The following is a 25,048-nucleotide window of genomic DNA, read 5'->3' as shown; positions in this document are numbered from 1 at the left end:
TGTTAGCCACTGTGCGTGGCGGCACGTCATTTCTTTGTCCAAAGCGACAAAGAAACGAAGCAAAGAAAACGCTTTCAACCGCTCTACCCTAAGTGTCCAAAGCGTGCAGTTTTGTTTCATAGGTGCCCCAAAAGTACGGTGCTCGCCAGAGCGGAGGATGTGTGAAACCCTCCTTCTCGCGAATCCCGACATAGACACGCTTCGCCACCAGTGCTCTCGGGCAAGCACTATTGCCAAGGACCTCGTACCGCCCCGCGCGCTTTCGAGGCCCGTTTCTTGGTAGCTTGATTCAGTGCTCTGCGCAGGGGGCCGCAAGGCCAACCTCGCTAATCACAACCCGATGCACTTACTGCTTCAATCCTTGGTAAGCCGACCGGTGAATCGACTTATAAGTCCGCTGGTGAGTCGGCTGATGAGCCGACGGGTGAGTTGCGTGGACATTTTCGTCCGGTACGGCCTCACGTATCTGGCGGTCTGGTTTAGAGGTAGGTTGTCGACGTGGTTCGGCCTGCGTACGAATTCGGAGGAAGGTTGTCCGCGGATAGCGCGAGGTGGACCTTGGGCAGGTTCAATCACTGGTGGCGAAGCGTGTCAGAACCCGTGTTCGGAGAAAGAGGGTTTCCACACATCCGGTGCTCTGGCGAGCACCGTGCTTTTGGGGCACCTATGAATCAAAACCGCACGCTGTGGACACTTAGGGTAGCGTGGTTAAAAGCGTTTTCTTTGCTTCGTTTCTTTGTCGCTTTGGACAAAGAAATGACGCGCCGCCACGCGCAGTGGCTAACAGTGATAAAGAGAAAATCCGACTCTCGCAGACCACTAACACTGAAAGCACCAACCCAGCACTGACCCCAAACCCCAAACCCAAAACCTCCGTCCACCGGCGCGAGCAATATTTATAAGTTATCCTTCTTAACAGGACCACCCCATGTCGCAGACAAACTCCTCCCACGACCGCCGCTGGCAATTCTGGATCGACCGCGGAGGCACGTTCACCGACATCGTCGCGCGCCGCCCCGACGGCCGCATCGTCACGCACAAGGTATTGTCCGAGAACCCCGAGCGCTACCGCGATTCCGCCGTGCATGGCATCCGCGAACTCTTGGGCATTGCAAGCCACGAAGCCGTGCCGGCCGAGCTGATCGATAGCGTCCGCATGGGCACCACCGTAGCCACGAACGCGCTGCTCGAACGCAAAGGCGCACCAACCGTACTCGCAATCACGAAAGGCTTCGCCGATGCCCTGCGCATCGCGTATCAAAGCCGGCCGAAGCTGTTCGTGCGACATATCGAATTGCCGACGCTCCTGTACGAGCAAGTTGTCGAGATCGATGAGCGGATCGGCGCGCGTGGCGAAGTCGTGCGGGAACTCGACGTCGAACAGGCCCACCAAGCGTTGCAAGCCGCCTTCGATAACGGCATCCGTTCCTGCGCAATCGTGCTGATGCATGGCTACCGCTACACGGCCCATGAACAAAAGCTCAAGGAACTGGCGGAGCAAATCGGCTTTACGCAAATCTCCGTCAGTCACGAAGTCAGCCCACTGATGAAGCTGGTATCGCGCGGCGACACCACCGTAGTCGATGCCTACCTCTCGCCCATCCTGCGCCGCTATGTCGGGCAGGTTGAAGCCGATCTGGGGGCAGTGCCGCTGCAGTTCATGCAGAGCAATGGCGGCCTCACCGACGCCCACCGTTTCCAGGGCAAGGACGCGATCCTGTCGGGACCCGCAGGTGGCATCGTAGGGGCGGCGCAAGTGTCGAAGCTCGCGGGCTTCGACAAGATCATCGGCTTCGACATGGGCGGCACATCGACCGACGTAACGCACTACGCCGGCGAGTATGAGCGCGAGTTCGCCACTGAGGTGGCCGGCGTGCGCATCCGTGCGCCGATGATGAAGATCCACACCGTCGCAGCGGGCGGCGGCTCGATCTGCAGTTTCGATGGCGCGCGTTTTCGCGTCGGGCCGCAAAGCGCGGGCGCGAATCCCGGACCGGCATCGTACCGTCGCGGTGGACCGCTGACCGTAACCGACTGCAACGTGATGACCGGCAAGATCAGCGCGCGCTGGTTCCCGCACGTATTCGGACCGAATGGCGACCTGCCGCTCGACGCCGAAGTCGTGCAACGCAAGTTCGCGGAGGTGGCTGCGGCGGTGAAAGACGCAACCGGCGTCGCGCGAACACCCGAAGAAATTGCGGAAGGATTCCTGAAGATCGCAGTCGAAAACATGGCCAACGCGATCAAGCAGATCTCCGTGCAGCGCGGCTACGACGTGACGCACTACACGCTCGCCTGTTTTGGCGGCGCGGGCGGCCAGCATGCGTGCCTCGTAGCGGACGCGCTCGGCATGACACGCGTGTTCATCCATCCGCTGGCGGGTGTGCTGTCGGCCTACGGCATGGGTCTCGCCGATGTCCGCGCTTTGCGTCAGCAAGCGCTTGAAACGCCGCTCGACCGGGAAGCGCTCGCCGCTTGCGATCACACGTTCAAACCACTGGAAACGGCAGCGCGAAACGAGGTCGCCGAGCAACGCATTCCAGTCGGCAACATCACATTGCGGCGCACGCTACATATCAAATACGACGGCACGGACACCGCACTGGAAATCGACTTCTCGATGGAACCGGCCACAATCGTGGACACGTTCGAGCGTTTGTATCGCGCGCGTTACGGTTTCCTCATGCCGAACAAGACGCTTGTCATCGAGGCCGTCGCGGTTGAAGCGATTGGCCGGACACAGGACGCCGAAGATGAGCAATGGCCGCTGGCTGAACATGCATCGGTGAGCCCGCAAGCACTCGCGACCACACGCATTTTCTCGGGCGGCGAATGGCGGGATACCCCCGTCTTCGATCGCGATGCGCTGGCGCCCGGCGCACGTATCGACGGCCCCGCGATCGTCAACGAGCGCACCGGCACGACGGTAATCGAACCGGGCTGGCAAGTCGTGGTGAGCAAGCACAACCATCTCGTGGTTGAACGGACGACCGCGCTCGTCAATCGTCATGCTGCTGGTACGCAAGCGGACCCCGTGCTGCTTGAAGTGTTCAACAATCTGTTCATGTCGATTGCCGAACAGATGGGCGTGACGCTCGCGAACACGTCGTACTCAGTAAATATCAAGGAACGTCTCGACTTCTCGTGCGCACTCTTTGACACCGGCGGCAACCTGATCGCCAACGCGCCGCATATGCCGGTGCATCTGGGTTCGATGGGCGAAAGCGTGCAGACGATCATCGACCGGCGCGCGGGCACCATGCAAGCAGGCGATGTCTACGTCCTCAACGCACCGTACGCGGGCGGCACGCATTTGCCCGACGTGACCGTCATCATGCCGGTGTTCGTCGATGCCAGCCCCACGCCGACCTTCTATGTCGCGGCACGCGGACATCATGCGGATATCGGCGGCATTACGCCCGGCTCCATGCCGCCTGATTCCACGCATGTGGACCAGGAAGGCGTGTTGCTCGACAACATCCAGCTCGTGGCTCAAGGGCGTTTTCTCGACCATGAAATACGCGAACTGCTGACCTCCGGCCCATATCCGGTGCGCAACGTCGAGCAGAACCTGGCCGATCTTCGCGCGCAAGTTGCCGCTTGCACGAAGGGCGCGCAGGAGCTTGAACGCATGTGCGGACAGTTCGGCCTGGACGTGGTGCGTGCCTATATGCAGCACGTCCAGGACAACGCGGAAGAGGTCGTGCGACGGACGCTTTCGGTGTTAAAGGACGGCCGCTTTGAATACGCACTCGACGACGGCGCGAAGATCGTGGTCGCGGTATCGATCAATCGCGAAACGCGTTCGGCCGTGATCGACTTCGAAGGCACGAGCGCGCAGCAACCGAACAACTACAACGCGCCATCGGCAATCTGCAAGGCAGCGGTGCTGTACGTGTTTCGCACACTGGTCGACGACGACATCCCGCTTAACGCCGGTTGCCTGAAGCCGCTGGAGATCCGCATTCCAGCGGGATCGATGCTCAATCCGCACTATCCGGCAGCGGTGGTGGCGGGCAATGTCGAGACCTCGCAAGTCGTCACCGACGCCCTCTACGGCGCGCTCGGCGTGATGGCCGGAGCACAAGGCACGATGAACAACTTCACCTTCGGCAACGAACAGTTCCAGTACTACGAGACCATCTGTGGCGGTGCGGGCGCCGGCCCTGCTTTTGCCGGTTGCAGCGCGGTCCAGACGCACATGACGAACTCGCGCCTGACCGACCCGGAAGTGCTCGAGTGGCGCTTTCCGGTACGTCTCGACGACTTCCGCATCCGCCGCGGCAGCGGTGGTGCAGGACTGCATGCGGGCGGCGACGGCACCGAGCGGCGCGTCCGTTTCCTCGCACCAATGACTGCCGTGATCCTGTCCAACCGGCGTCGTGTCGCGCCGTTCGGACTGGCAGGCGGCAAGCCGGGCGCGCTCGGTGTGAACTGGGTTGAACGCACGGGTAGTAAGGAACGCGAAACATTCGGCGCGCGGCATCAAGCGCAGATGAATCCCGACGATATCTTTGTCATCCAGACGCCCGGCGGTGGCGGCTACGGCGAAGAGCGGTAAAGCCGGCTGGCCGCCTCACGAACAGCGAGGCGGCCAGCAGAAACAAAAACTTTAAATCTCCACCTTTGATCCGAATTCAACCACGCGATTAGTTGGCAACTTGAGATACGCCGACACATTGCCGACGTTGTGCAGCATGACGCCGAACAATCGCTCTCGCCACAGCGCCATGCACCTGTCCCTCTCGCGCTTGGGTATCACCGTCGCGCGGCTCAGGAAGTAGGACGTCTCCGACTGCTCGAACACAAGGCCGTATGCCTTGCATCCTTCAAGCGCACGCGGCAAGTCGACCTCGTCCTTGAAGCCATAAGCGATCGTGACGTGATAGCAGCCGCTGCACAGCGACTGCACTGTCACGCGCTCGCGCTCCTCAACCCACGGAACCTCCTTGTTCGCCACCGTCAGGAACACCACCCGCCGGTGCAGCACCTGGTTATGCATGAGATTGTTCAGCAGCGCATGCGGCACGCCATTAGCATCGGGTGACAGGAAAATCGCCGTGCCGCCCACCCGCACGGGTGAACGAGCCAGCAGCGATTCCAGGAACGGTTTCAGCGGCGTAGTCCCGGCCCGTACCTTGGCTTCCCCCAACAATATTTCCCATCCGCGTCCCCACGTGGTCATGACGGCGAACATGAGCAGTCCGATAACGAGCGGGAACCAGCCGCCCTGCGTGATCTTGAGTAGATTGGCCGAGAAGAACGTAGCGTCGATCACAAAGAAAAACGCCGTGGCGCCCACGCACAGCAGCCAGTTGTAATTCCATGCGTAACGCACCACGAAGAACGTAAGCACGGTCGTGATGAGCATGGTGCCGGTAACGGCAATGCCGTAAGCCGACCCCAGCGCAGTCGATGAACCGAATCCGATCACAGCCGCCACCACGGCGACTAGCAAGGTCCAATTGATACCTGGAACGTATATCTGCCCGATCTCCTTCGCCGATGTGTACACCACGTTCATACGCGGCAGGAAGCCTAGTTGCATGGCTTGCTTGGTCATCGAATAGGTGCCTGAAATCACGGCTTGCGAGGCGATCACCGTGGCGATCGTCGACAACACGACCATGGGATAAAGCGACCATACCGGGAACAATCGATAGAACGGATTTTGCACAGCGGAGGGATCGGCGAGCAACAGCGCACCCTGCCCCAAGTAATTCAATGCAAGCGCAGGGAATACCAGAGCAAACCACGTAAGGCGGATCGGATGCGCGCCGAAATGCCCCATGTCGGCATATAACGCCTCGGCGCCGGTCAGAGAGAGCACGACGGCTCCCAGTGCAACGAACGCCGCCCACCGGTGATGCAGGCAAAATTCCAGCCCCGCGAGCGGATTGAGCGCGACCAGGATATGCGGGGCGTTCAAGATCTTGATGATCCCCGCCCCGGCGATCACGATGAACCACACCACCATGATCGGCCCGAACACCGCGCCTATGCCGGCCGTCCCGTGCTTTTGCATCATGAACAACGCAATCAGCGCGGCCAGCGTAATGGGGATGACATAGGGCTTGAGCAACGGCGTCGCGACCTGCAGCCCTTCAACCGCACTCAGCACCGATATGGCCGGCGTAATCACGCCATCGCCGTAGAACAAGGCCGCGCCCATCACACCGACGGCCAGCAGGACATGGCGAAGCCGCGGACGACTCGCTACCGACGACGCGGCAAGTGCCAGCAGCGCCATGATTCCGCCCTCGCCATGATTGTTTGCACGCAGGATGAGCGTCACGTATTTGAGCGAGACGACCACCGTCAGCGACCAGAAGATCAGCGAGACAATGCCGATCACATTGCCGGGATCCAGCGTCAAGCCGTTGGCGGGATCGAAGACTGTTTGCAGGGTGTACAACGGACTGGTGCCGATGTCGCCATAAACCACGCCTAGGGCAGCCAGAGCGAGGCCATACACGGCCGGCCGGTGCGGCTGGGGCTGGGGCTCGCCGAGGTTCTCAGCGCCGGCTGCAGCGGGTGCATCTCGTCCCATGTCTCCTCCAGATGGCCTCCTCCGGGAGCCTTTGGCCCCCGGGGTACGGATCGCCCGTCTGCTTGTTCTGGAGCGATTCCGAAGCCGGCTTAATTGTCAGGTGAAAGCGGTTTGTTATCTCTGGTTAATGTAAGTATAGGAAAGCGTCAGCGGATCGGCGAATCGATCTCGCGTCCGAGCGTATCGACGGAGTGAACAGAGAACGCGCTAAGGGTTAACTCATGCGCCTTGGCTAACACTAAGACTTCGAAATACTTACATGCGCGCTTACGGACCCAGCATCGTCACTCCGATGACAACACCGCTATTGACGCGACGTGTTGGCTTATCGAGAATCCCGGCCAACACCTAGAGAACACAAAAACAGCCGGGGCCAAGATGCGCGCTTGTTTCTACCCAGTGGTAAGCGGTCTGATGTGCAGTCTGATCGTGCTTGGTCTCGCTGGTGGTCCGTCCACGGTGTTGTCCCAGGAGACTGACGCGACACCGGCTGAGACCTCAGTCGCGCCTGATAGGCAAGAGCCGCCCGACGCGCCCGCTTCATCGGCTGCAGGACTACCCGCGCGGACGGACGGGACGCAACCGTCTGCTACAGCAAGCGCTAACGCCGCGTCGGATGCGATCATCAACCCCGCTCGACGCAGCCGTGCAAACACCGCGCGAACGGCGGCAGCAGCCAGCGACGCCGCCAGCGATACCAAGACCGACACACTGATACCGGTCCCGCCAGAAACCACGTCAGTCACGCAACATTCAATCCGGCTCGGCGGCCGCAAGATCGACTACACGGCGACCGCCGGCAATCTGCTTTTGCGCAACAACGCGGGCCAGGCCGAGGCCAGCGTCTTTTATGTCGCCTACATCGCGAACACGAAAACCACGGCCACGCGTCCGATCACGTTCCTCTTTAACGGCGGCCCGGGTGCGGGCAGCGTCTTTTTGTTGATGGGATCGTTCGGACCCAAGCGCGCACATACGTCGAGTCCTGCCATCACGGCACCGGCGCCCTATGTGCTCGCTGACAACCCTGACAGCCTTCTGGACACGACCGACCTGGTCTTCATCGATGCACCCGGTGCAGGCTTCTCAAGGATCGTAGGCCGCGCAACCGGCAAGCGCTTCTGGGGCGTGGATGAAGACCTGGATGCGTTCGAACATTTTATCGAGCGCTACCTGAGCGTGAACCAGCGCTGGAATTCGCCGAAGTACTTGCTGGGCGAATCGTATGGGACGGCGCGCGCCGCCATGCTTGCGTATCGTTTGAGTCAGAGCAACATTGCATTGAATGGCGTCGTGTTGATGTCCTCCATCCTCAACTCGGGCGCGCACTCGCCGGGAACGGATCTGGAGGCCGAGAGCTACTTGCCGACCTACTCGGCCATCGCCTGGTACCACGACAAGATCGTGCCCAAGCCGCCGAGCTTGCCCGCGTTCCTCGACGAGGTCCGTGCATTCGCTTCCGGCCCCTACGCGCAAGCGTTAGCCGCGGGTGACTCGCTGCCCGATTCGGAACGCGATGCCATTGCCGCACGTATTGCGCACTACACCGGCCTCGATGTGAATTACGTCAAGCAGACGCGGCTGCAAATCTGGCCATCGCGGTTTCGCAAGCAACTGCTGAGAAACGAATCGCGCACCGTAGGCCGCTACGATGCGCGATTCGAAGGCATCGACTTCGACGACGCCGATGGCCGCCCCGACTATGATCCATCGGTCACCAGCGTATCAAGCGCCTACGTTGCCGCGCTGCACGAGCATCTTGCGCAAGACCTGCACGTCGAGCCGAAGGATGCGTATCGCGTATTCAACGACGACGCGTTGAGGCAATGGAACTGGAAACATCGTGAGTGGTGGGGAGAGCAGCTTACGCTGCCCTATGCGGCCGGCGACCTTGCTGAAGCGATACGGCAGAATCCGCAGTTGCGCGTGCTGTCGCTTAACGGCTACTTCGATCTGGCAACGCCGTTCTTCCAGACCGAATACGATCTGGCGCATATGGAGCTGGACCCGTCGCTACGATCGAATGTGCAGCGCACGTATTATCCGACGGGCCACATGATCTATCTCGACGATGCAGCGCTGCATACGCTCAAGAGCGATCTCGTGCGTTTTTACAATGCCGGCACGGCTGAAGGATCCAAGGGCGGAACGCAGTGAATGGGGAGTGGCCGATTATTCGTATTCCTGATGAATCTCTGACCGCGTCACTCAGAGTAACGGCAACCCCGCATCGCGCTTGACCTCGCGCAGTGAAAGCGTGGACTCGACCGCCGTCACGCCGGGCAATGTCCGCAAGACGTCGCGCAGGAAGGTGCCATAGTCCTCCAGATCTCGTGCGACGACCTGCACCAGATAGTCAGCGCTGCCGGAAATGTTGTGGCACGAAACAATGCGCGGTATAGCCTGGATTTCACGCTCGAACCGGTCAGCCAGTTGCCGGTCGTGCACACCAAAGCGCACCAGCGTAAATGCGACCAGACCCAGTTTTAATGCGGATTTGGACAGGATTGCCCGATACCCTTCAATGTAACCTTCCGCTTCGAGTCGCTTGAGTCGGCGAGCGCATGGCGTTTCGCTCAGGCCAACAGCTTCAGCGAGACTCGCGTTGGTGGCGCGGCCATCGGCCTGGATCGCTATCAGGATTGCGCGATCTATCTTGTCCAATTCCATACGTTCCATACGTCATCCTCCATCGAGGATACGGATGTTAGTGCATCCCGCTAAGAGTCGCGATCTTTCGGCGGGAAATAGCTAACTCATACGTATGGTCTGATGTAAGAGGAAAGGCCAAAACTTGGGATGCCGGCGCATACCATCCTAAGCGGGACGGCTCGTGAAGCCCGGCGGCAACTCGCCAATTTGCCGGAACAAGCCTAGCCAGTCTTCAAGGTGCCACGTCTTGGCAATGCGGTCATCGCGGAGTTCATGGAAAGAATGAATCGCGAAATCGACCACCTTGGACGTGGCCGGAATACCCATGAGCGGTCCCGACTGCGTGCCCGTGACCTTTGCACGCACGCCGACCATGGCGTCATGGATCAGGACATCGAGCAGGGTGATTTTCATGTCGGGCAGCGCATGCACCAGATTTGCAAGCATGGGCGCTATCTGTTCCGCGCCAATCGGTTGTCCCGATGCGCTCGGCAGATACTGCCAGTCGGAAGTGACGGCCGTGCGCAGCAGCGGTATATCCGCGAGTTCGATGGCCCGATAAAAGCGCGTGATGACGTCCCTCGTGGCGGCGTGCCCGGTGTCGTTCAATGCAGTCATGTTCGGTCCTCTCCGGCGCGGGTGAGACGCGCATAGGCAAGCAGTCGGCCCCGCTCCCTTAGGTTGCATCGCTTAGGCCGCATTCCATCTGCAGATCTGCGCAGGAGAGGGTTTTAGCAATGATAAGCCACTTGGCAGACTACGCCTGAGCACTCAGCACCAAGCCTTCCTCACACCGGAAAGTCGGTCGATCGCGACAGCGCCTCCCACGTCTGAAGCTCCTGCTCGACAAACGCATGCTTCTCGCGAACGCGCGTCAGGGCGTCCGTGCCCAACTGAAGCCGCAGCGGCGGATTCTCGGCGGACACCAAAGTCAGCAGCGCTTGCGCGAGCCGCTTGGGATCTCCTGGTTGACGATGGTTATATGCGCTCGCCGACACGCGAACCTTGCCGGCGGTTTCAGCGTAATCCTCGATCACATTCTTCGCTTCCATCGCCGACGACGAATCGAGAAAGTCCGTTCGGAAATAGCCTGGCTCGACGACAGTGACATGAATGCCGAGCGGCGATAGTTCTGCGTGGAGCGCTTCTGAAAGCCCTTCCACTGCAAACTTGGTCGAACCATACACTCGCAGCGATCGATGCGGGCACCCTGCCCGCAGTCTCGTTCTATAAACCGCAGGGCAACTTGAACGAGCACACGGGTTATACGGACGTGGCATCGGGCGATGCGCATATAGCGAATCTGATTCAACATTTGCAGGCGAGCCCGCAGTGGAAGAACATGATCGTGGTCGTGACGTACGATGAAAATGGCGGGTTCTGGGATCACGTATCGCCACCCAGGGGGATCGCTGGGGTCCGGGCACGCGCATTCCGGCGCTGGTGATTTCGCCTTACGCGAAGAAGGGTTTCGTCGATCACACACAATACGATACGACGTCCATCCTGCGTCTGATTACCACGCGGTACTCGTTGCCCAAACTGCCGGGCCTGACAGCACGCGATGCAGCGATGGTCGCGGCGGGCGGCAAGCCGATGGGCGATCTCACGGCCGCACTGCAGTTCTGAAGTTGAGGTCTAACGTGGCGGCTTTGTAGGGCGCCATATGTATAGAAGCGCGATGGGCTTTTATCAGCCCATCGCGCTTTTTTCGAACGTTCGTGACGCAGGAATCACGCTTACATGTTGATCTGTCCGCCCAGCTCCACCACGCGATTAGGCGGCAAGCTGTAGTACTCCGCCGCTTGCGCCGCATTGCGACCGAGGAACGCGAACAGCTTTTCGCGCCAAAGCGCCATCGCCTTGCTTTCACCGGTCGCACGAATCGTGTCGCGGGCGAGGAAGAACGAGGTGTCGGCTGCGTCGTAGGTCCAGCCGGGAATCTGCTTCTGGATCAGTGTCAGCAGCACCGGCACGTCTGGAATCTCCATGAAGCCGTGGCGCACCCTGACCGCATAACAACCATCGCCAAGATCCTCGACCACGGCCTTGTCGGCATCCCTGACATGCGGCACGTTATCCGTCGTGCCGGCGAGAAAGATGTTCGTATTGTGCAGCACGCGGTTGTGCTTGAGGTTGTGCATGAACGCCGTCGGGGTCATGCCGGCCACGCCGCCGGGGAACACCGCCGTGCCTTCAACGCGCGAGGGCGGGTGACTGCTCCGGCACAGCGAATAGATGATGTCCTTGAGCGGCAAGTTATCGGATTTCATCCGGTCCACCAGCATTTCGCGTCCCTTATGCCAAGTCGTCATGACCGTGAATAACGTAGCGCCTGCCAGCAACGGGAACCAGCCGCCATCGAGCACCTTGCTGACATTACTCGATACAAACACCGCATCGACAACCGCAAAAGGCCCGATGACAAGCGCCGTCGCCAGCGGTTTCCAGTGCCAGAGGCAATGCGTGATGAAATACATCAGCAGGGTGGTAAGCAGCATGGTGGAGGCCACTGCAATACCGTAAGCAGACGCGAGGTTATCGGATGATTTGAAGAACACCACCAGGAACACAACCGCCGCGAATAACGAGAGGTTGATAAACGGCACGTACACCTGACCAATCTCATGCGTCGACGTATGGACAATTGGAATGCGCGGCAAGAAACCAAGCTGCACCGCTTGCTTCGTCATGGAGAACGCGCCCGAGATCACTGCTTGCGAAGCGATAATGGTTGCTGCCGTCGCCAGGATGACGAGCGGGACAAGCCCCCAGGAGGGAGCAGACTCGAAGAACGGTTGCTTGAGCGTTTCCGGATGCATTATGACAAGCGCACCCTGGCCGAAATAGTTCATGACCAGGCTCGGCCAGACGAGGAACATCCACGCGAGCCGGATCGGTCTTTTACCGAAATGCCCCATGTCCGCATACAAGGCTTCACCGCCGGTCAGCGCGAGAAAAACCGATCCCAGCACGATGAACGCAGTGCCCGGACTATGCGCCAGGAACGAGATGGCGAAGGTTGGCGAAGCCGCTTCAAGAATGACCGGATGCTGGACAATATGCAGCAAACCCAACGCGGCCAGGGTCACGAACCAGACCACCATGACCGGCCCGAAGACCTTCCCCACCGCACTGGTCCCATGTTTCTGAATGGCGAACAAACCCGTCAGGATAACCAATGAAATGGGCACGATCCAGGCAGTGAGCTGGGCGTCGATAAGCGTCACGCCTTCCACCGCCGATATCACGGAAATAGCCGGTGTAATCATGGAGTCGCCATAGAACATGGCTGCGCCGAACACGCCCAGCGTCAACAAGACATTACGCAAGCGCTCGGGAGCAACGCCCGATGCCAGCGCGGTTAATGCAAGAATGCCGCCTTCGCCGTCATTGTCTGCACGCATGACAAAGCTGACGTACTTCAGCGTGACGACAATCAGGATCGACCACAGGATCAGCGACACAATGCCGAACACATTTGCCTGACTGACTCCGCCCGCGGCCTTGAGGCATTCCCTGAGGGTGTAAAGCGGACTTGTCCCGATGTCTCCGAAAACGACGCCTACAGCGCCAAGCATTAAAACGGGTGCACCTGGGACAACTTTGGTCGAAGAATTTGCGACGGATGCTGACATATGCCTTTCGCTCGATTTGTTAATCATCGCCGCTATCCGGGATCGCCCACAGACTAACCGGTTTCATCGGCACGGACCTCAGCATTTACACCAAGCGCGCTTCAACATTCGCAAAACATCTCCATAACAATAACCGCGAAAAATGACGGTGCGTTATGTAAAACAAAATGCGAGGCGCGCGCCTTTGATTAGTGCGACCAGGATCCACAAGCAAGCACGCACGCGCCGCGCCTGCTGGTGCCTGCGCGAACTTGTTGGGGGGCACTGCGTCGGTTACGCTTGCCGCTGGCTCTTTGATCCTGCGTACACACTATGAAAAAACTAGTCAGGCTGGAATTGCAGCAAATCCATCCAACGCAGATAACCGCCGGAATGCTGGAAGTCGATGAGAAACGCAAACACTTTGCGTCCCTGCCCGCCGAAGAATTGAAGCGCGCCCTCAAAGCCTTGCCTATTCCCGCCGTGTTGGGCCGGGATGGAACTCACTTCGCAACCGATCATCATCACCTTGCACGGGCGTTATTCGACGCCCAGATTAATTATGCTTACGTTGAGGTCATGGCCGACCTGTCGAAGCTGAAAGGCGATGCCTTCTGGCTGGAGATGGCGAACCGGCGCTGGGTGCACCCCTATGACGAGCACGGCATCCTGCATGGCGTTGCCGCGATTCCGTCCAATGTCTCGGGGCTGATCGACGATCCGTACCGGAGCCTGGCCGCGTTTGTGCGCAACGCGGGCGGCTACATCAAAACGCCTGAACCGTTTGCCGAATTCCAGTGGGCGGACTTCTTCCGGACTCGTATCCGCTTGTGGAGCACGTCGTTTCAGTTCAGCGCCGCCGTGCAGCAGGGGGTGCATCTTGCCAGAAGTCCCGACGCGTTGGTACTGCCGGGCTTCTACAAAAGCAAGGTTGGTACGGCGAGAACGCCCCGCGCTTCGTGACGCGTACCGGAAGTGACCGGCTCGGCCCCAAGTTGTAAGCGGCCGATCCACATACAAAAACGCCGCTGGACTCTTTCAAGTCCAACGGCGTCAACCTACTTTCTAGCGAGCCTTGCGGCGTTCCTTAATGTGCCAGGAACGACCGCAGCTTCTCCGAGCGGCTCGGATGCACAAGCTTGCGCATCGCCTTGCTTTCAATCTGGCGAATCCGCTCACGCGTTACATCGAACTGCTTGCCGACTTCTTCCAGCGTATGGTCGGACACGGTGTCGATACCAAAGCGCATGCGCAGCACCTTCGCTTCACGCGGCGACAATGAATCCAGCGCGTCCTTGATCGCCAGACGCATGTCGGCATGCATGGCGGCATCGGCCGGGGATTCCGTGTTCGAATCTTCCACCATGTCGCCTAGCGTCGTGTCGCCGTCTTCGCCCAAAGGCGTTTCGAGCGAAACCGGCTGCCGTGCAATCTTCAGAATGCTGCGAACCTTTTCTTCCGACAAATCGAGGCGAACCGCCAGCACCGACGGATGCGCTTCCTGACCCGTCTGCTGCAGGATTTCGCGCGATACGCGGTTCAGCTTGTTGATCGTCTCGATCATGTGCACCGGCACGCGAATGGTCCGGCCCTGATCGGCGAGCGAACGCGTCACAGCCTGACGAACCCACCACGTGGCGTACGTCGAAAACTTCCAGCCACGCCGGTATTCGAACTTGTCCACGGCCTTCATCAAGCCGATATTGCCTTCCTGGATCAGATCCAGGAAATGCATGCCGCGGTTCACGTACTTCTTCGCGATCGAGATCACCAGACGCAGATTCGCTTCCGTCATTTCGCGCTTCGCCTGACGCATCTTGTGCTCGGCGGACGTCATCTGCTTGTTCAGCGCCTTCAATTGCACCAGCGGCAACATCAGGTTCGACTCGATCTGTATCAGCTTCTGCTGTTCCGCCTGAATGGCGGGCAGGCTGCGTTCCAGCGCCTTGCCATACGCGTTCGACGCTCCAGCGTGACGGGTCGTCCACTCGAGATCCGTCTCATGGCCCGGGAACACTTCCACGAATTTCTCACGCGGCATGCCCGCCAGATCGACGGCGATCTTCAGGATGCGGCGCTCGATAGCGCGGACCTGTTCGACCTGCTCGTGGACCTCGGCGCACAACCGGTCGATGGTACGAGCGGTAAAGCGGATGGTCGCCAGCTCGCGCTGGATATGTTCCTGCACGCTGGGCCAGTCACCGGTGCGCGAATCGTCGGCGGTATAAGCCGCGTGGAAAGCGTCAAAATGATCGCGGACATTGGCGAACATCGGCAAGCAGTCGCGCAGCAAATGCTTGAGGCGCGTTGCGTTGGCACGCGTTGCCTGCTCGTCTTCGGTCTCGCCGTCTTCGTCGTCGCTTTCCGACGCCAGTTCAGCTTCGTCGAGTTCAGTGTCGGTATCGGCGTCTGCCGCCACCGCGTCTTCGTCCAGCGTGATGTCCTTGAAGCCATCGACCAGTTCGTCAATGCGCAGCTCGCCCGCGACAATCTTGTCCACGGTCGTGAGCAGCGTGATCACCGTCGACGGGCACGTGAAGGCCGCCTTGATCATCTCGCCGAGGCCATCTTCAATGCGCTTCGCGATTTCAATCTCGCCCGCACGGGTCAGCAGTTCGGTGCTGCCCATTTCGCGCATATACATACGAACGGGATCGGTCGTCCGGCCGAATTCCGAGTCGACGGTTGCCAGCGTGACTTCCGCTTCTTCGTCCGATTGCTCGTCCGACACCGCCGTGGGGGCGGAATCGTTCAGCAGCAGCGTTTCCGAGTCAGGCGCTTCTTCATAGACGGCCACACCCATGTCGCGGAACGTGCTGACAATGGTTTCGATAGCCGACGTCTGAGCAAAGTTACCCGGCAGGTGATCGTTGATCTCCGCGTGGGTCAGGAAACCTTGCTGTTTTCCCAGTTGAATCAACGCCCGCATCTGGCGTTGACGTTCATCGGCCTGCTCGGGCGAGCAGACGCTTTCGTCCATTGGGCGCGACAACTTATCGGCAGACCCACGGCGGGCTTTCGATTTTTTAGCAGGAACGCCGTTGCCGGCGGTAGATTCGGTTGGATCAAAACTTGTCATACATTTCCTCGACAGCTTTGCTCTGTAATAACAAACCAGTGCACAAGCGGTTAGACACGAGCACAACCGTGACGACCGACGGGATCATCACCTCGGGTTCAGCTATTCAGCTTATTCAGCCAATTCGATGCGTTGATTCGAGCAAAACTGAATCAGTTTGGAGGCGGGACGCGCTAACGGGCGCAGCATTCGCGCGGGTCGTACAGTGTATAGCAACTTGGTTGCGGCTAGTGCGGTAAACGCAATATCAGGCGTATCTAGTAGCTGAGCGCGGCAAAACACCAACATTTAGCTCGGACAAGGACTCATTTGCGGACGAATTAGTCCGAATCAAGGGCATAAAAGCCCTATGCACGTGCTGACTGAATCTCAAAAAAAGTGGCTTTATTCCGACCCCGATTAGCGCGTTCGACTACCGACGGACGATTTTCGTCGACTTTGCTTCCGCTGAGGCAATTTTTTCTGGCCGCAGCAATTTTCCCTGCCCGCTCGCGCACGCCCGTCGACTATCTGATCGGCGATAACGCTTACTTTAATCGCATTGCGATCAAACGCATTTCAATGCGATTTTTTTCTCCCTATTCTCTTTTTCAGACGCGGCGCTTGCGCTGACCCTTTCCTGGTCCGGAAGGCCGCCGGTGCTTATCGAGGAACTCGACATGAAAAACGTCACGGCGTTGATCGCAGCCCTGAAAGCGGAACTCGGAGCCGATGCGGTGCTGACCGCCGACTCCGATCTCGCGCTTTTCACGGAAGACTGGCGAGGCCGTTACAAAGGTCCGGCGGCAGCGGTCGTCCAGCCCTCGAACACGGCGCAGGTATCGGCCGTCGTGCGTTTGTGTGCGGCGCACGGAGTTCCGGTCCTGCCCCAAGGCGGCAACACCAGTCTGTGCGCGGGCGCGGTGCCGGCGAACGTGGGCCTGCCGCCGGTCATCGTCAACCTGACGCGCATGCGACGCATTCGCCATATGGATGCCGCCAACGGGTCGATGGAAGTCGAAGCCGGCTGCGTGCTGAAAACCATCCAGGACGCAGCCGCAGCCGAACACCGCCTGTACGCGGTGAGTCTGGGCGCCGAGGGTTCGTGCCAGATCGGCGGGAATTTATCGACGAATGCGGGCGGCACCGCCGTCCTGCGCTACGGCAACACGCGCGACAACGTGCTGGGACTGGAAGTCGTACTCGCCGATGGCACCGTCTGGAACGGTCTGCGCGCCTTGCGCAAGGACAACACGGGGCTCGACCTGAAGCACTTGTTTATTGGCACGGAAGGTACGTTGGGCATCATCACGGCAGCGACGCTGAAACTGCATCCGCTGCAGGCGCAACACGCGCTTGCGTGGTTCGCGCCCGTGGATCCCGCCGCCGCACTGCACATCCTTGGGATGTTCCAGGCCGCGTGCGGATCGAGGCTGAGCGCCTTCGAGATGATCAACCGCCGCCAGCTCGAACTCGTGATCGAGCATGTTCCCGGCCGCCGCAATCCGCTCTCGGAACTGCATGAATGGCATGTGCTGGTCGAGCTGGGAGACACCCACGGCGGCGAGGAAATGGCCGCCTTGATGCAGCAAACACTCGAACACGCGGCCGAAGCCGGGCTGATCCACGACGCCGTCCTCGCCAGCAACGAGACACAACGCGCCACGCTCTGGGAAATTCGCCACAGCGTGTCGGAAGCCAACAAGAAAGCGGGCGTGGGCCTGACAACCGACTGTGCTGTGCCGGTGTCCGCGGTGCCGCTGTTTATCGAGCTTGCCACGCAAGCGGTGCATGCCATTGTTCCCGGGCTGGACATCATCGTGGTCGCGCATCTTGGCGACGGCAACGCGCATTTCATCCCCTTCTTCACCTTCGAAGCCTGGCGTCAACTCGCCGATCGCTCCTCGATGGCCAACGCCATGCGCCGCTGCGTGAACGACGTCGCGCATGAATTGCACGGCACGTTCAGCGCAGAGCATGGCGTCGGGCAAACCGGGCTGCCGGAGATGGCGCATTACAAATCCGCGGCTGAACTCGGCCTGATGCGCGCGGTGAAAAACGCGCTCGATCCGCACAACCTGTTCAATCCGGGACGTTTGCTGCCCTAAGTTTTTGATCACTTTTTTTGATCACCTTAGAACTAACTGATCCAGGCCAGGAAGAAGCCCGGACGTTCGCATCACAGCATTTCTGTTTCTATCCACACCCTTGGAGCCGACATGAAAAAGCAGCCCGCACGCGATGAGATTCAACAGCTTCAACAACCCGGCCGCCGCACGGTCATCAAGACGGCTGTCGCCGGCGCTGCTGCGGTGGCGTTCCCGTTCGTCTGGACGCCATCGCGCGCGGCGAACAAACGAATCGTCATTCGCGACGATGGCGGCATTTACACCAAAGCGTACGGCGCGGTGTTCTACAAGCCATTCACGGAGAAGACGGGGATTGAAGTGATCGGCGTGCAAGCCAACGCCGAGCCGACCGCGCAGATCAAGAGCATGGTCGAGACCGGTAGTTACACGTGGGACATGGCCAAGATCAGTCAGCCAGCAATCCTTCTGTTGACGGGCGGCGGCAAGGAATACCTGGAGAAGCACGGGCTTGAAGCCGACCCGGTGATCGCGAAGATTCCAGCGCAATACATGTCGCCGTATGGCGTTGGAACCAACATCTACACGACCGTGCTCGCGTATCGCACCGACGCCTTCAAGGGTCGGAAAGCCCCTAATTCATGGGCCGATATGTGGAACGTCAAGGACTACCCGGGCCGTCGCGGCCTGCGCAAGTATCCGTTCGATACCTTCGAAGAAGCGATGATGGCAGACGGCGCGTCGCCCTCGCAGGTCTATCCGGTCAACTTCGACAAGGGCATTGCGAGCCTCGACAAGATTTCCAAGCACGTCGATGTTTGGTGGACCACGGGCTCGCAAGTCGAACAGATGCTGGGCTCCGGTGAAGTTGACATGATCAGCACGTGGGTATCACGGGCGCAATCGGCTATTGCAAACGGCGCACCGGTGGCAATCGTCTGGAACCAGAACATCTGGGGCGTCGACAACTGGTCGATCCTCAAAGGCACGCCGAACGCAGCCGCGTGCCGGGAGTTCATCAAGTTTGCATCCGATCCAAAACGTCAGGCCTCGTTGGTCGAGTATTTCCCGGCCGGTGTTACGCAGCCCGAAGCGTTTAACTACATCAAGCCCGAAATCGCGAAGAACTGCCCGACGTTCCCGGAAAACATGAAGAACGGCCTGCATATCGATGCGAAATTCTGGCAGGAAAAACAAAGCGTCGCGCTCGAACGGTTCAATAGCTGGATCCTGACCTGAGCGCTGTTTTCATCGCGTTCCCTTTGTGTTTTCACCGCCACGGATGCCGATTCCATGTCTGCCTCGAATCTTCAAATCACGGGACTGTGCAAGCGTTATGGCGACTTCGTCGCGCTCGCGCCGATCGATCTCGATGTCGCCCAGGGCGAATTCCTGACCCTGCTCGGACCCAGCGGCTCGGGCAAGACAACACTGCTCAGCCTGATCGCAGGGCTTGCGCAACCGGACGATGGACAGGTGCGGATCAACGGTATCGATGTGACGTATGGAGCGCCGTATGAGCGGGACATCGGCATGGTGTTTCAGAACTACGCGCTGTTCCCGCACATGACCGTAGCGGAGAACATTTCGTTCCCGTTGCAGATGCGCAAGACCGACGCCAAAGCGACGCGTGAGAAGGTCATGCAGGCGCTTGAGATGGTACATCTGCCGCATGTGGCGGGACGTTATCCGCGTGAATTGTCGGGCGGCCAGCAGCAGCGGATTGCACTCGCGCGCTGCATGGTCTACCGGCCGTCTATCATCCTGATGGACGAACCGCTTGGCGCGCTCGACAAGAAACTGCGCGATCAGATGCAACTGGAGATCAAGCGAATTCATCGAGACCTCGGCACGACGATTGTCTATGTCACGCACGATCAGGAAGAAGCGATGACCATGTCCGACCGCATCTGCCTGATGAACGCCGGTTCGATCGCGCAACTCGGCACGCCCGCGGATCTGTACTTCCGCCCGAAGAGCGTGTTTGTCGCGGACTTTCTTGGCGAATCGAATCTGCTCGATGCGGTGGTAACAGGACGCAGCGGCGATCAGGTGCAGATCAGCGTGCAGGGTGGCGCGAACGTCAACGCGATGGCGTATGACTCCGTGATCCGCGACGGCAAACCGGTGAAGCTGATGCTGCGCCCGCAGAACCTCCAGATCCACGATGGACCGCCGGCTGCGTCGATCAACGGCGGCACGTTGTCGGCGAAGCTCACCGACATCATGGTCACCGGCAGCATGACGAAGCTTTATCTGCAGTCGCATATCAGCGATGCCCCGCCGCTCGTCGCCGCTTTTCCTACCAACCGGCTCGGCCGCCAGTACGAAATCGGGCAGACGCTCGGGCTTTCGTGGCTGACCGCGGACGCTGTTGCGATTGCGGGGTAAGAGATGAATCGTTCCGCCCTGACTGCTGAGCAAACGCGTCCGGACGCGCCGCCTCGCCCTGCCCGATGGCGCGCGTGGCTGCGACCCGGCGCGATGAGTGCACCGATCATCGTGTTGCTGCTGGTGATGCTCGTGTACCCCGTCGGCCAGTTGTTGCTGCTGAGCGTGCATAACGACAGCGGTTTTACGTTGGTTGAATACAAGCGGCTGTTTGCGTCGTCGGTCTATGTGGATGTATTGCTCATTACGCTGAAGATCTCGTTATGGACGACCTTCTTCTCCGTGCTCACCGGTTATCCGATCGCGTATCTGATTTCTTCGCTGACGCGGGAACGCAAGAACCGTCTGCTGTTCTGGGTGCTGCTCTCCTTTTGGACCAGCTTTCTCGTGCGCACGTTTGCATGGGTCGTGCTGCTCGGGCGGAACGGCGTGATCAACCAGGTGCTGCTTGGACTGGGCATCATCGACCGGCCGTTGAGTCTGCTCTACAACTTTTCCGCTGTGATCGTGGGCATGGTCCACGCGCTGATGCCGCTCGCGGTGCTGACCATGCTCTCGGTGATGGAGAACATTGATCGTCGCTTACCGAGCGCTGCCGCCACGCTCGGCGCGCGCCCGGGCACGGTGTTCTGGAAGGTGTATTTTCCACTGTCGCTGCCGGGCGTTGCAGCGGGCGCGTTGATGGTGTTCGTTACGGCTATCGGCTTCTTTATCACGCCCACGCTGCTCGGTGGACGACATCAGACCATGATCACCCAACTGATCATCGACCAGGTGATGCAGGCGTTGAACTGGGGTTTTGCGGGCGCAATCTCCGTGCTGCTGCTGGCAGTTGTGCTGCTGGTGTTCCTGATCTACGACCGCATGGTGGGCCTCTCCACCATGGCCGGCGGCAGTTCGGCCGCACGGGGTCCGAAGCACGGCGGCAACTGGAGCCGCAAGCTCGGCGATGTGATCCTGACCGCGCTGGGTAACGCGACCGATGCCGTGATCGGTCTACTTCCCAAGCGTCGTAAACGCCGTGCCTCCAACGGCGAAAGCCTGACGTTGCGCGTGATCGTGATCCTGCTGCTTGTATTCCTGAGCGCGCCCGCGTTCCTGATGATTCCGCTCTCGTTCGATTCCGCGTCCGGTCTCGCATGGCCGCCGCATGGTTTCTCGCTGCAGTGGTATCGGCAGATCACTGATTCACCGTTGTGGATGCAGGCTATTACGCGCTCGATGCTGGTGGGTATCGGCACGGGCATTCTCTCGATGCTGATCGGCACGCCCGCTGCGTTCCTGCTGGTGCGCGGCGGGATGAAAGGCAAGGCCGCGATGCTCGCTTTCATCCTCGCGCCAATTGTGGTGCCGCGCATGATCATTGCCGTAGGCGTGTTTTATTTCTTCGCAAAGATCGGCTTGATCGGATCGTCGTTCGGCCTCGTGCTGGGACATACCGTGGTGGCCGTGCCGTACGTGGTGATCACCATGATGGCTGTTTTGCGCAACTACGATACACGGCTCGATCTCGCAGCGCACAGCATGGGCGCACGCCCGTTGGCGACGCTGCGCCGCGTCACGTTCCCGATTCTCGGCGCGGGGTTGATGTCGTCGTTCCTGTTCGCGTTCGCTACTTCCTTCGATGAACTGACGATCGCGCTGTTCTCGTCGGGCGGCTTGAGCACGACGTTGCCTAAGCAGTTCTGGGACGAAATCACGATGCAGATTTCACCGGTCATTGCGGCCGTTTCCACGTGCCTGTTCGTCTTTATTGCAGCCTTGATCTGGGTGGCGGACCGGTTGCGCCGCCGCAGCCTTGCTTCTTGAATAACCTTGTTTTCCAGGACTTACTCATGCTTTCAGCACACCAACTGCGTGGCGTCTTCCCGGCCATTCCGACGCCCGTCAATTCCGACGACACCATCAACGCGGACGCCGCACGTGCGCTCATGCGCTATCTGCTGAAACAAGGCGTGGATGGGGTCGTGCCGCTTGGGGGCACTGGCGAATATGGCGCGCTGTCACGCGCCGAGCGCATTCGCATGGCCGAGATCACGGCGGAGCAGGCAGCGGGCAAAATTCCCGTTGTCGCGGGGGTGCTCGATCCCGGTTATCACGACGCGATGCAGGCCGGAAAGGACTTCGCCGTTGCTGGCGCCGATGGTCTGCTTGTGCTGACGCCGTATTACACGAACCCGACGCAAGCTGGTATTCGCGATTACTTCATGCGTTACGCCGATGAATCGCCGTTGCCGATTTTGATCTATGAAATCCCGTACCGCACGCGGATTGCGGTTGCGCCTGAGGTGCTGCACGAGTTGTCGAAGCATGAGCGGATTATTGGCATGAAGGCGTGCAACACGGACATGTGGCATTTCCTGCGTACTGTCGCGGGGGTGGATGAATCGTTCGCCGTGCTGAGCGGTGAGGATACGTTGTTCCCGTTGCACGTGGCGGCCGGTGCTCGGGGTGGGATTGTGGTGACGGCGACGTTGTTGCCGACTGCGTGGCGAAAAATTTATCAGTTGGCTTCGGAGGGGAAGACGCAGGAAGCCTTGATGTTGCATCGCTCGCTGATTCCGCTGATGAACATGGCGTTCGCCGAGACCAATCCGGGTCCGATGAAATCCGTGATGGACCTGATCGATGTCCATGCGCCAGCGATGCTTGCGCCGCTGGTTGAGGCGGAAGCGGGGTTGTCGGGGAGGTTGCGTGCGGAGTTGGAGAAACAACTCGACTTGTTTGAACGCGGGAATTGAATTGGATTTTCGTTCGCACTCGGTTTGGGGTTTGGGGTTAGTGGGCGGGCGGTTTTGGGGGTGAGGTTTTAAGGTTAGCGGTCGGAGTCTATGCCAGGTTGCTGCTTTAAGTGTTAGCGGTCTGCAAGAGTCGGATTTTCTCTTTATCACTGTTAGCCACTGCGCGTGGCGGCGCGTCATTTCTTTGTCCAAAGCGACAAAGAAACGAAGCAAAGAAAACGCTTTAACCGCTCTACCCTAAGTGTCCACAGCGTGCAGTTTTGTTTCATAGGTGCCCCAAAAGCACGGTGCTCGCTAGAGCGAAGGATGTGTGAAACCCTCCTTCTCGCGAATCCTGACATAGACACGCTTCGCCACCCGTGCTCTCGGGCAAGCACTATTGCCAAGGACCTCGTACCGCCCCGCGCGAATTTAATGATTTGTTTCTTGGCAGCTTGGTTGAGTGCTCTGCGCAGCGGTTCGCAAGGCCAACCTCGCTAATCACAACCCGATGCACTTACTGCTTCAATCGTTGGTAAGCCAACTGGTGAGTCGGCTGATGAGCCGACGGGTGAGTTGCATGGACATTTTCGTCCGGTACGGCCTCACGTATCTGGCGGTTTCGTTTCGAGGTAGGTTGTCGATGTGGTTCGGCATGCGTACGGATTCGGTGGAAGATTGTCCGCGGATAGCGCGGGGTGCACCTAGGCAGGTTCAATCACTGGTGGCGAAGCGTGTCAGAACCCGTGTTCGGAGAAAGAGGGTTTCACACATCCGGTGCTCTGGCGAGCACCGTGCTTTTGGGGCACCTATGAACGGGAACTGCACGCTGTGGACACTTAGGGTAGCGTGGTTGAAGCGTTTTCTTTGCTTCGTTTCTTTGTCGCTTTGGACAAAGAAATGACGCGCCGCCACGCGCAGTGGCTAACAGTGATAAAGAGAAAATCCGACTCTCGCAGACCGCTAAGGCCGAAAGCACCAACCCGGCATAGACTCCGACCACTAACACCGAAAGCACCAACCCTACCCCAACCACTAACCCAGCAATGCCCGCGCCCACCACCCCACATCCCCGACCAACCGCGAGTGCGAACGAAAGCCCCCTTTCATCGCTTATAACTCGCCAACCGCGCTTTCGAAATCGAGGTCGCGGCGACCTGCACGTGCTGCGCGAGTTCGGCTTCCACGCGTTCGATCGACCACCGCGACGTGGGCACCGAAATGTTGATCGCGGCAACGGCCATACCGCCATGATCCGTGACCGGCGCGGCGACGGAAATATCGCCGAGTACGGTCTCGTTCTCGATCACCGCGTAACCTCGCCGCGCTACCTTGCGGACACGTTCAAGCAGTTTGTCGGGGTGGGTTTCAGTGTGGTGGGTAAGCGGGTCAAGCCGCGTCTGCGCCAGGATTTCACGCACACGCTCGTCCGACAACCGCGACAGAATTGCGATGCCCGCAGCAGTAAACATGGCCGGCAAACGAGCACCGACCACAATGTCGATGTTCACCAGATGCTGCCCCGGAAAACGCGCGACGAACACAATCTCGTGGCCGTCGAGTTCCAGCAGGTTGGTCGTTTCGCCCAGCCGCCGGCTGATATCGAGAAGATACGGCGAGGCTTTGTCGATGAGTTCGTTAGCCCGAACATAGTTGTACGAGAACTGCAGCACCTTCGTCGTCAGGCCGTAGTTGCGCGTTTCGGGCACGCGGTAAAGGTAGCCAAGCGCTTCGAGCGTATGAACGAGGCGCTGGGTCGCGCTACGGTCCAGACCCGACGTGCGAGCGATATCGACGAGCGTCATGTGACGGCTCGGACCGTCGAAGGCATGCAGCACCTGGAAAGCTTTTTCAGTCGATCCAACGAACAGTGACGAGCGCGCCGCCTTTGTCTCGTTCGGCTCTTCGGGCGTGCCAACGGTGCTTTTGGACATGCTGGTGGGCGCTTTGAAAGTATCGGATTGTGATTGTCC

14 protein-coding genes and 2 pseudogenes are annotated in these 25,048 nt (G+C 59.5%); 9 read left to right on the top strand and 7 right to left on the bottom strand.

Translation table 11 applies throughout. The features are described 5' to 3' along the window. Positions 1–928 precede the first annotated feature (928 nt). Complete coding sequence (locus tag GSQ93_RS26145; RefSeq protein WP_158938528.1) at positions 929–4,561, top strand: hydantoinase B/oxoprolinase family protein; 3,633 nt, start codon at positions 929–931, stop codon at positions 4,559–4,561. Between the two features lie 51 nt (positions 4,562–4,612). Here the strand turns inward: GSQ93_RS26145 and GSQ93_RS26140 are convergent, their stop codons facing one another. Then, entirely contained in the window at positions 4,613–6,550 is a 1,938-nt protein-coding gene (locus GSQ93_RS26140) for a potassium transporter Kup (protein ID WP_158938527.1), read from the bottom strand. Between the two features lie 414 nt (positions 6,551–6,964). Here GSQ93_RS26140 and GSQ93_RS26135 point away from each other — a divergent pair, with 414 nt between their 5' ends. Further along, positions 6,965–8,707 carry a S10 family peptidase gene (locus tag GSQ93_RS26135; protein ID WP_158938526.1) on the top strand — a complete coding sequence of 581 codons (1,743 nt, stop codon included), beginning with the start codon at positions 6,965–6,967 and terminating at the stop codon, positions 8,705–8,707. Between the two features lie 51 nt (positions 8,708–8,758). Here GSQ93_RS26135 and GSQ93_RS26130 read toward each other — a convergent pair whose 3' ends face one another. The 3 genes and pseudogenes from GSQ93_RS26130 to GSQ93_RS26120 form a co-directional block, all read right to left on the bottom strand. Then, complete coding sequence (locus tag GSQ93_RS26130; RefSeq protein WP_158938778.1) at positions 8,759–9,220, bottom strand: Lrp/AsnC family transcriptional regulator; 462 nt, start codon at positions 9,218–9,220, stop codon at positions 8,759–8,761. A 147-nt stretch (positions 9,221–9,367) separates the two neighbouring features. Continuing rightward, the gene (locus tag GSQ93_RS26125) at positions 9,368–9,820 is read right to left on the bottom strand and encodes an ester cyclase (protein ID WP_158938525.1); all 453 of its coding nucleotides are present in this window, start codon (positions 9,818–9,820) and stop codon (positions 9,368–9,370) included. Positions 9,821–9,990: 170 nt separating this feature from the next. After that, positions 9,991–10,389, bottom strand: a pseudogene (locus tag GSQ93_RS26120) (SDR family NAD(P)-dependent oxidoreductase); the annotation flags it as partial. A 5-nt stretch (positions 10,390–10,394) separates the two neighbouring features. Between GSQ93_RS26120 and GSQ93_RS26115 the strand changes: the two are divergent. Continuing rightward, a pseudogene (locus tag GSQ93_RS26115) lies at positions 10,395–10,831 on the top strand (alkaline phosphatase family protein); the annotation flags it as partial. Between the two features lie 110 nt (positions 10,832–10,941). On the opposite strand, the gene GSQ93_RS26110 reads toward GSQ93_RS26115, so the two are convergent. Further along, positions 10,942–12,840 (bottom strand): potassium transporter Kup, encoded by a 1,899-nt coding sequence (locus tag GSQ93_RS26110; RefSeq protein ID WP_158938523.1) that lies wholly within the window; start codon positions 12,838–12,840, stop codon positions 10,942–10,944. Between the two features lie 312 nt (positions 12,841–13,152). On the opposite strand from GSQ93_RS26110, the gene GSQ93_RS26105 reads away from it, so the two are divergent. Further along, complete coding sequence (locus GSQ93_RS26105) at positions 13,153–13,782, top strand: ParB-like protein (protein ID WP_158938522.1); 630 nt, start codon at positions 13,153–13,155, stop codon at positions 13,780–13,782. Positions 13,783–13,906: 124 nt separating this feature from the next. Here the strand turns inward: GSQ93_RS26105 and rpoD are convergent, their stop codons facing one another. Then, positions 13,907–15,799 carry an RNA polymerase sigma factor RpoD gene (rpoD, locus tag GSQ93_RS26100; protein ID WP_158938777.1) on the bottom strand — a complete coding sequence of 631 codons (1,893 nt, stop codon included), beginning with the start codon at positions 15,797–15,799 and terminating at the stop codon, positions 13,907–13,909. Between the two features lie 758 nt (positions 15,800–16,557). Between rpoD and GSQ93_RS26095 the strand changes: the two genes are divergently transcribed. The 5 genes from GSQ93_RS26095 (at position 16,558) to dapA (ending at position 23,096) form a co-directional block, all read left to right on the top strand. Further along, the gene (locus tag GSQ93_RS26095) at positions 16,558–17,985 is read left to right on the top strand and encodes an FAD-binding oxidoreductase (RefSeq protein WP_158938521.1); all 1,428 of its coding nucleotides are present in this window, start codon (positions 16,558–16,560) and stop codon (positions 17,983–17,985) included. 111 nt (positions 17,986–18,096) lie between these two features. Continuing rightward, complete coding sequence (locus GSQ93_RS26090; RefSeq protein WP_158938520.1) at positions 18,097–19,203, top strand: ABC transporter substrate-binding protein; 1,107 nt, start codon at positions 18,097–18,099, stop codon at positions 19,201–19,203. Between the two features lie 54 nt (positions 19,204–19,257). Continuing rightward, positions 19,258–20,355, top strand: coding sequence for an ABC transporter ATP-binding protein (locus GSQ93_RS26085; protein ID WP_158938519.1), 1,098 nt, complete (start codon positions 19,258–19,260; stop codon positions 20,353–20,355). A 93-nt stretch (positions 20,356–20,448) separates the two neighbouring features. Next, positions 20,449–22,164: an ABC transporter permease subunit gene (locus GSQ93_RS26080; RefSeq protein WP_158938776.1), complete on the top strand. Its 1,716-nt coding sequence runs from the start codon at positions 20,449–20,451 to the stop codon at positions 22,162–22,164. Between the two features lie 26 nt (positions 22,165–22,190). After that, on the top strand, positions 22,191–23,096 hold the full coding sequence (dapA, locus tag GSQ93_RS26075; protein WP_158938518.1) for a 4-hydroxy-tetrahydrodipicolinate synthase: 906 nt from the start codon (positions 22,191–22,193) through the stop codon (positions 23,094–23,096). Positions 23,097–24,181: 1,085 nt separating this feature from the next. Here dapA and GSQ93_RS26070 read toward each other — a convergent pair. Continuing rightward, on the bottom strand, positions 24,182–25,009 hold the full coding sequence (locus tag GSQ93_RS26070) for an IclR family transcriptional regulator (protein WP_158938517.1): 828 nt from the start codon (positions 25,007–25,009) through the stop codon (positions 24,182–24,184). Positions 25,010–25,048: the final 39 nt, after the last annotated feature.

The organism is Burkholderia sp. S171, assembly GCF_009766085.1.
In the GTDB taxonomy this organism is placed as follows: domain Bacteria; phylum Pseudomonadota; class Gammaproteobacteria; order Burkholderiales; family Burkholderiaceae; genus Caballeronia.
The sequence above is the reverse complement of the archived record's forward strand: the minus strand, read 5'-3'. Positions and strand labels throughout refer to the sequence as shown.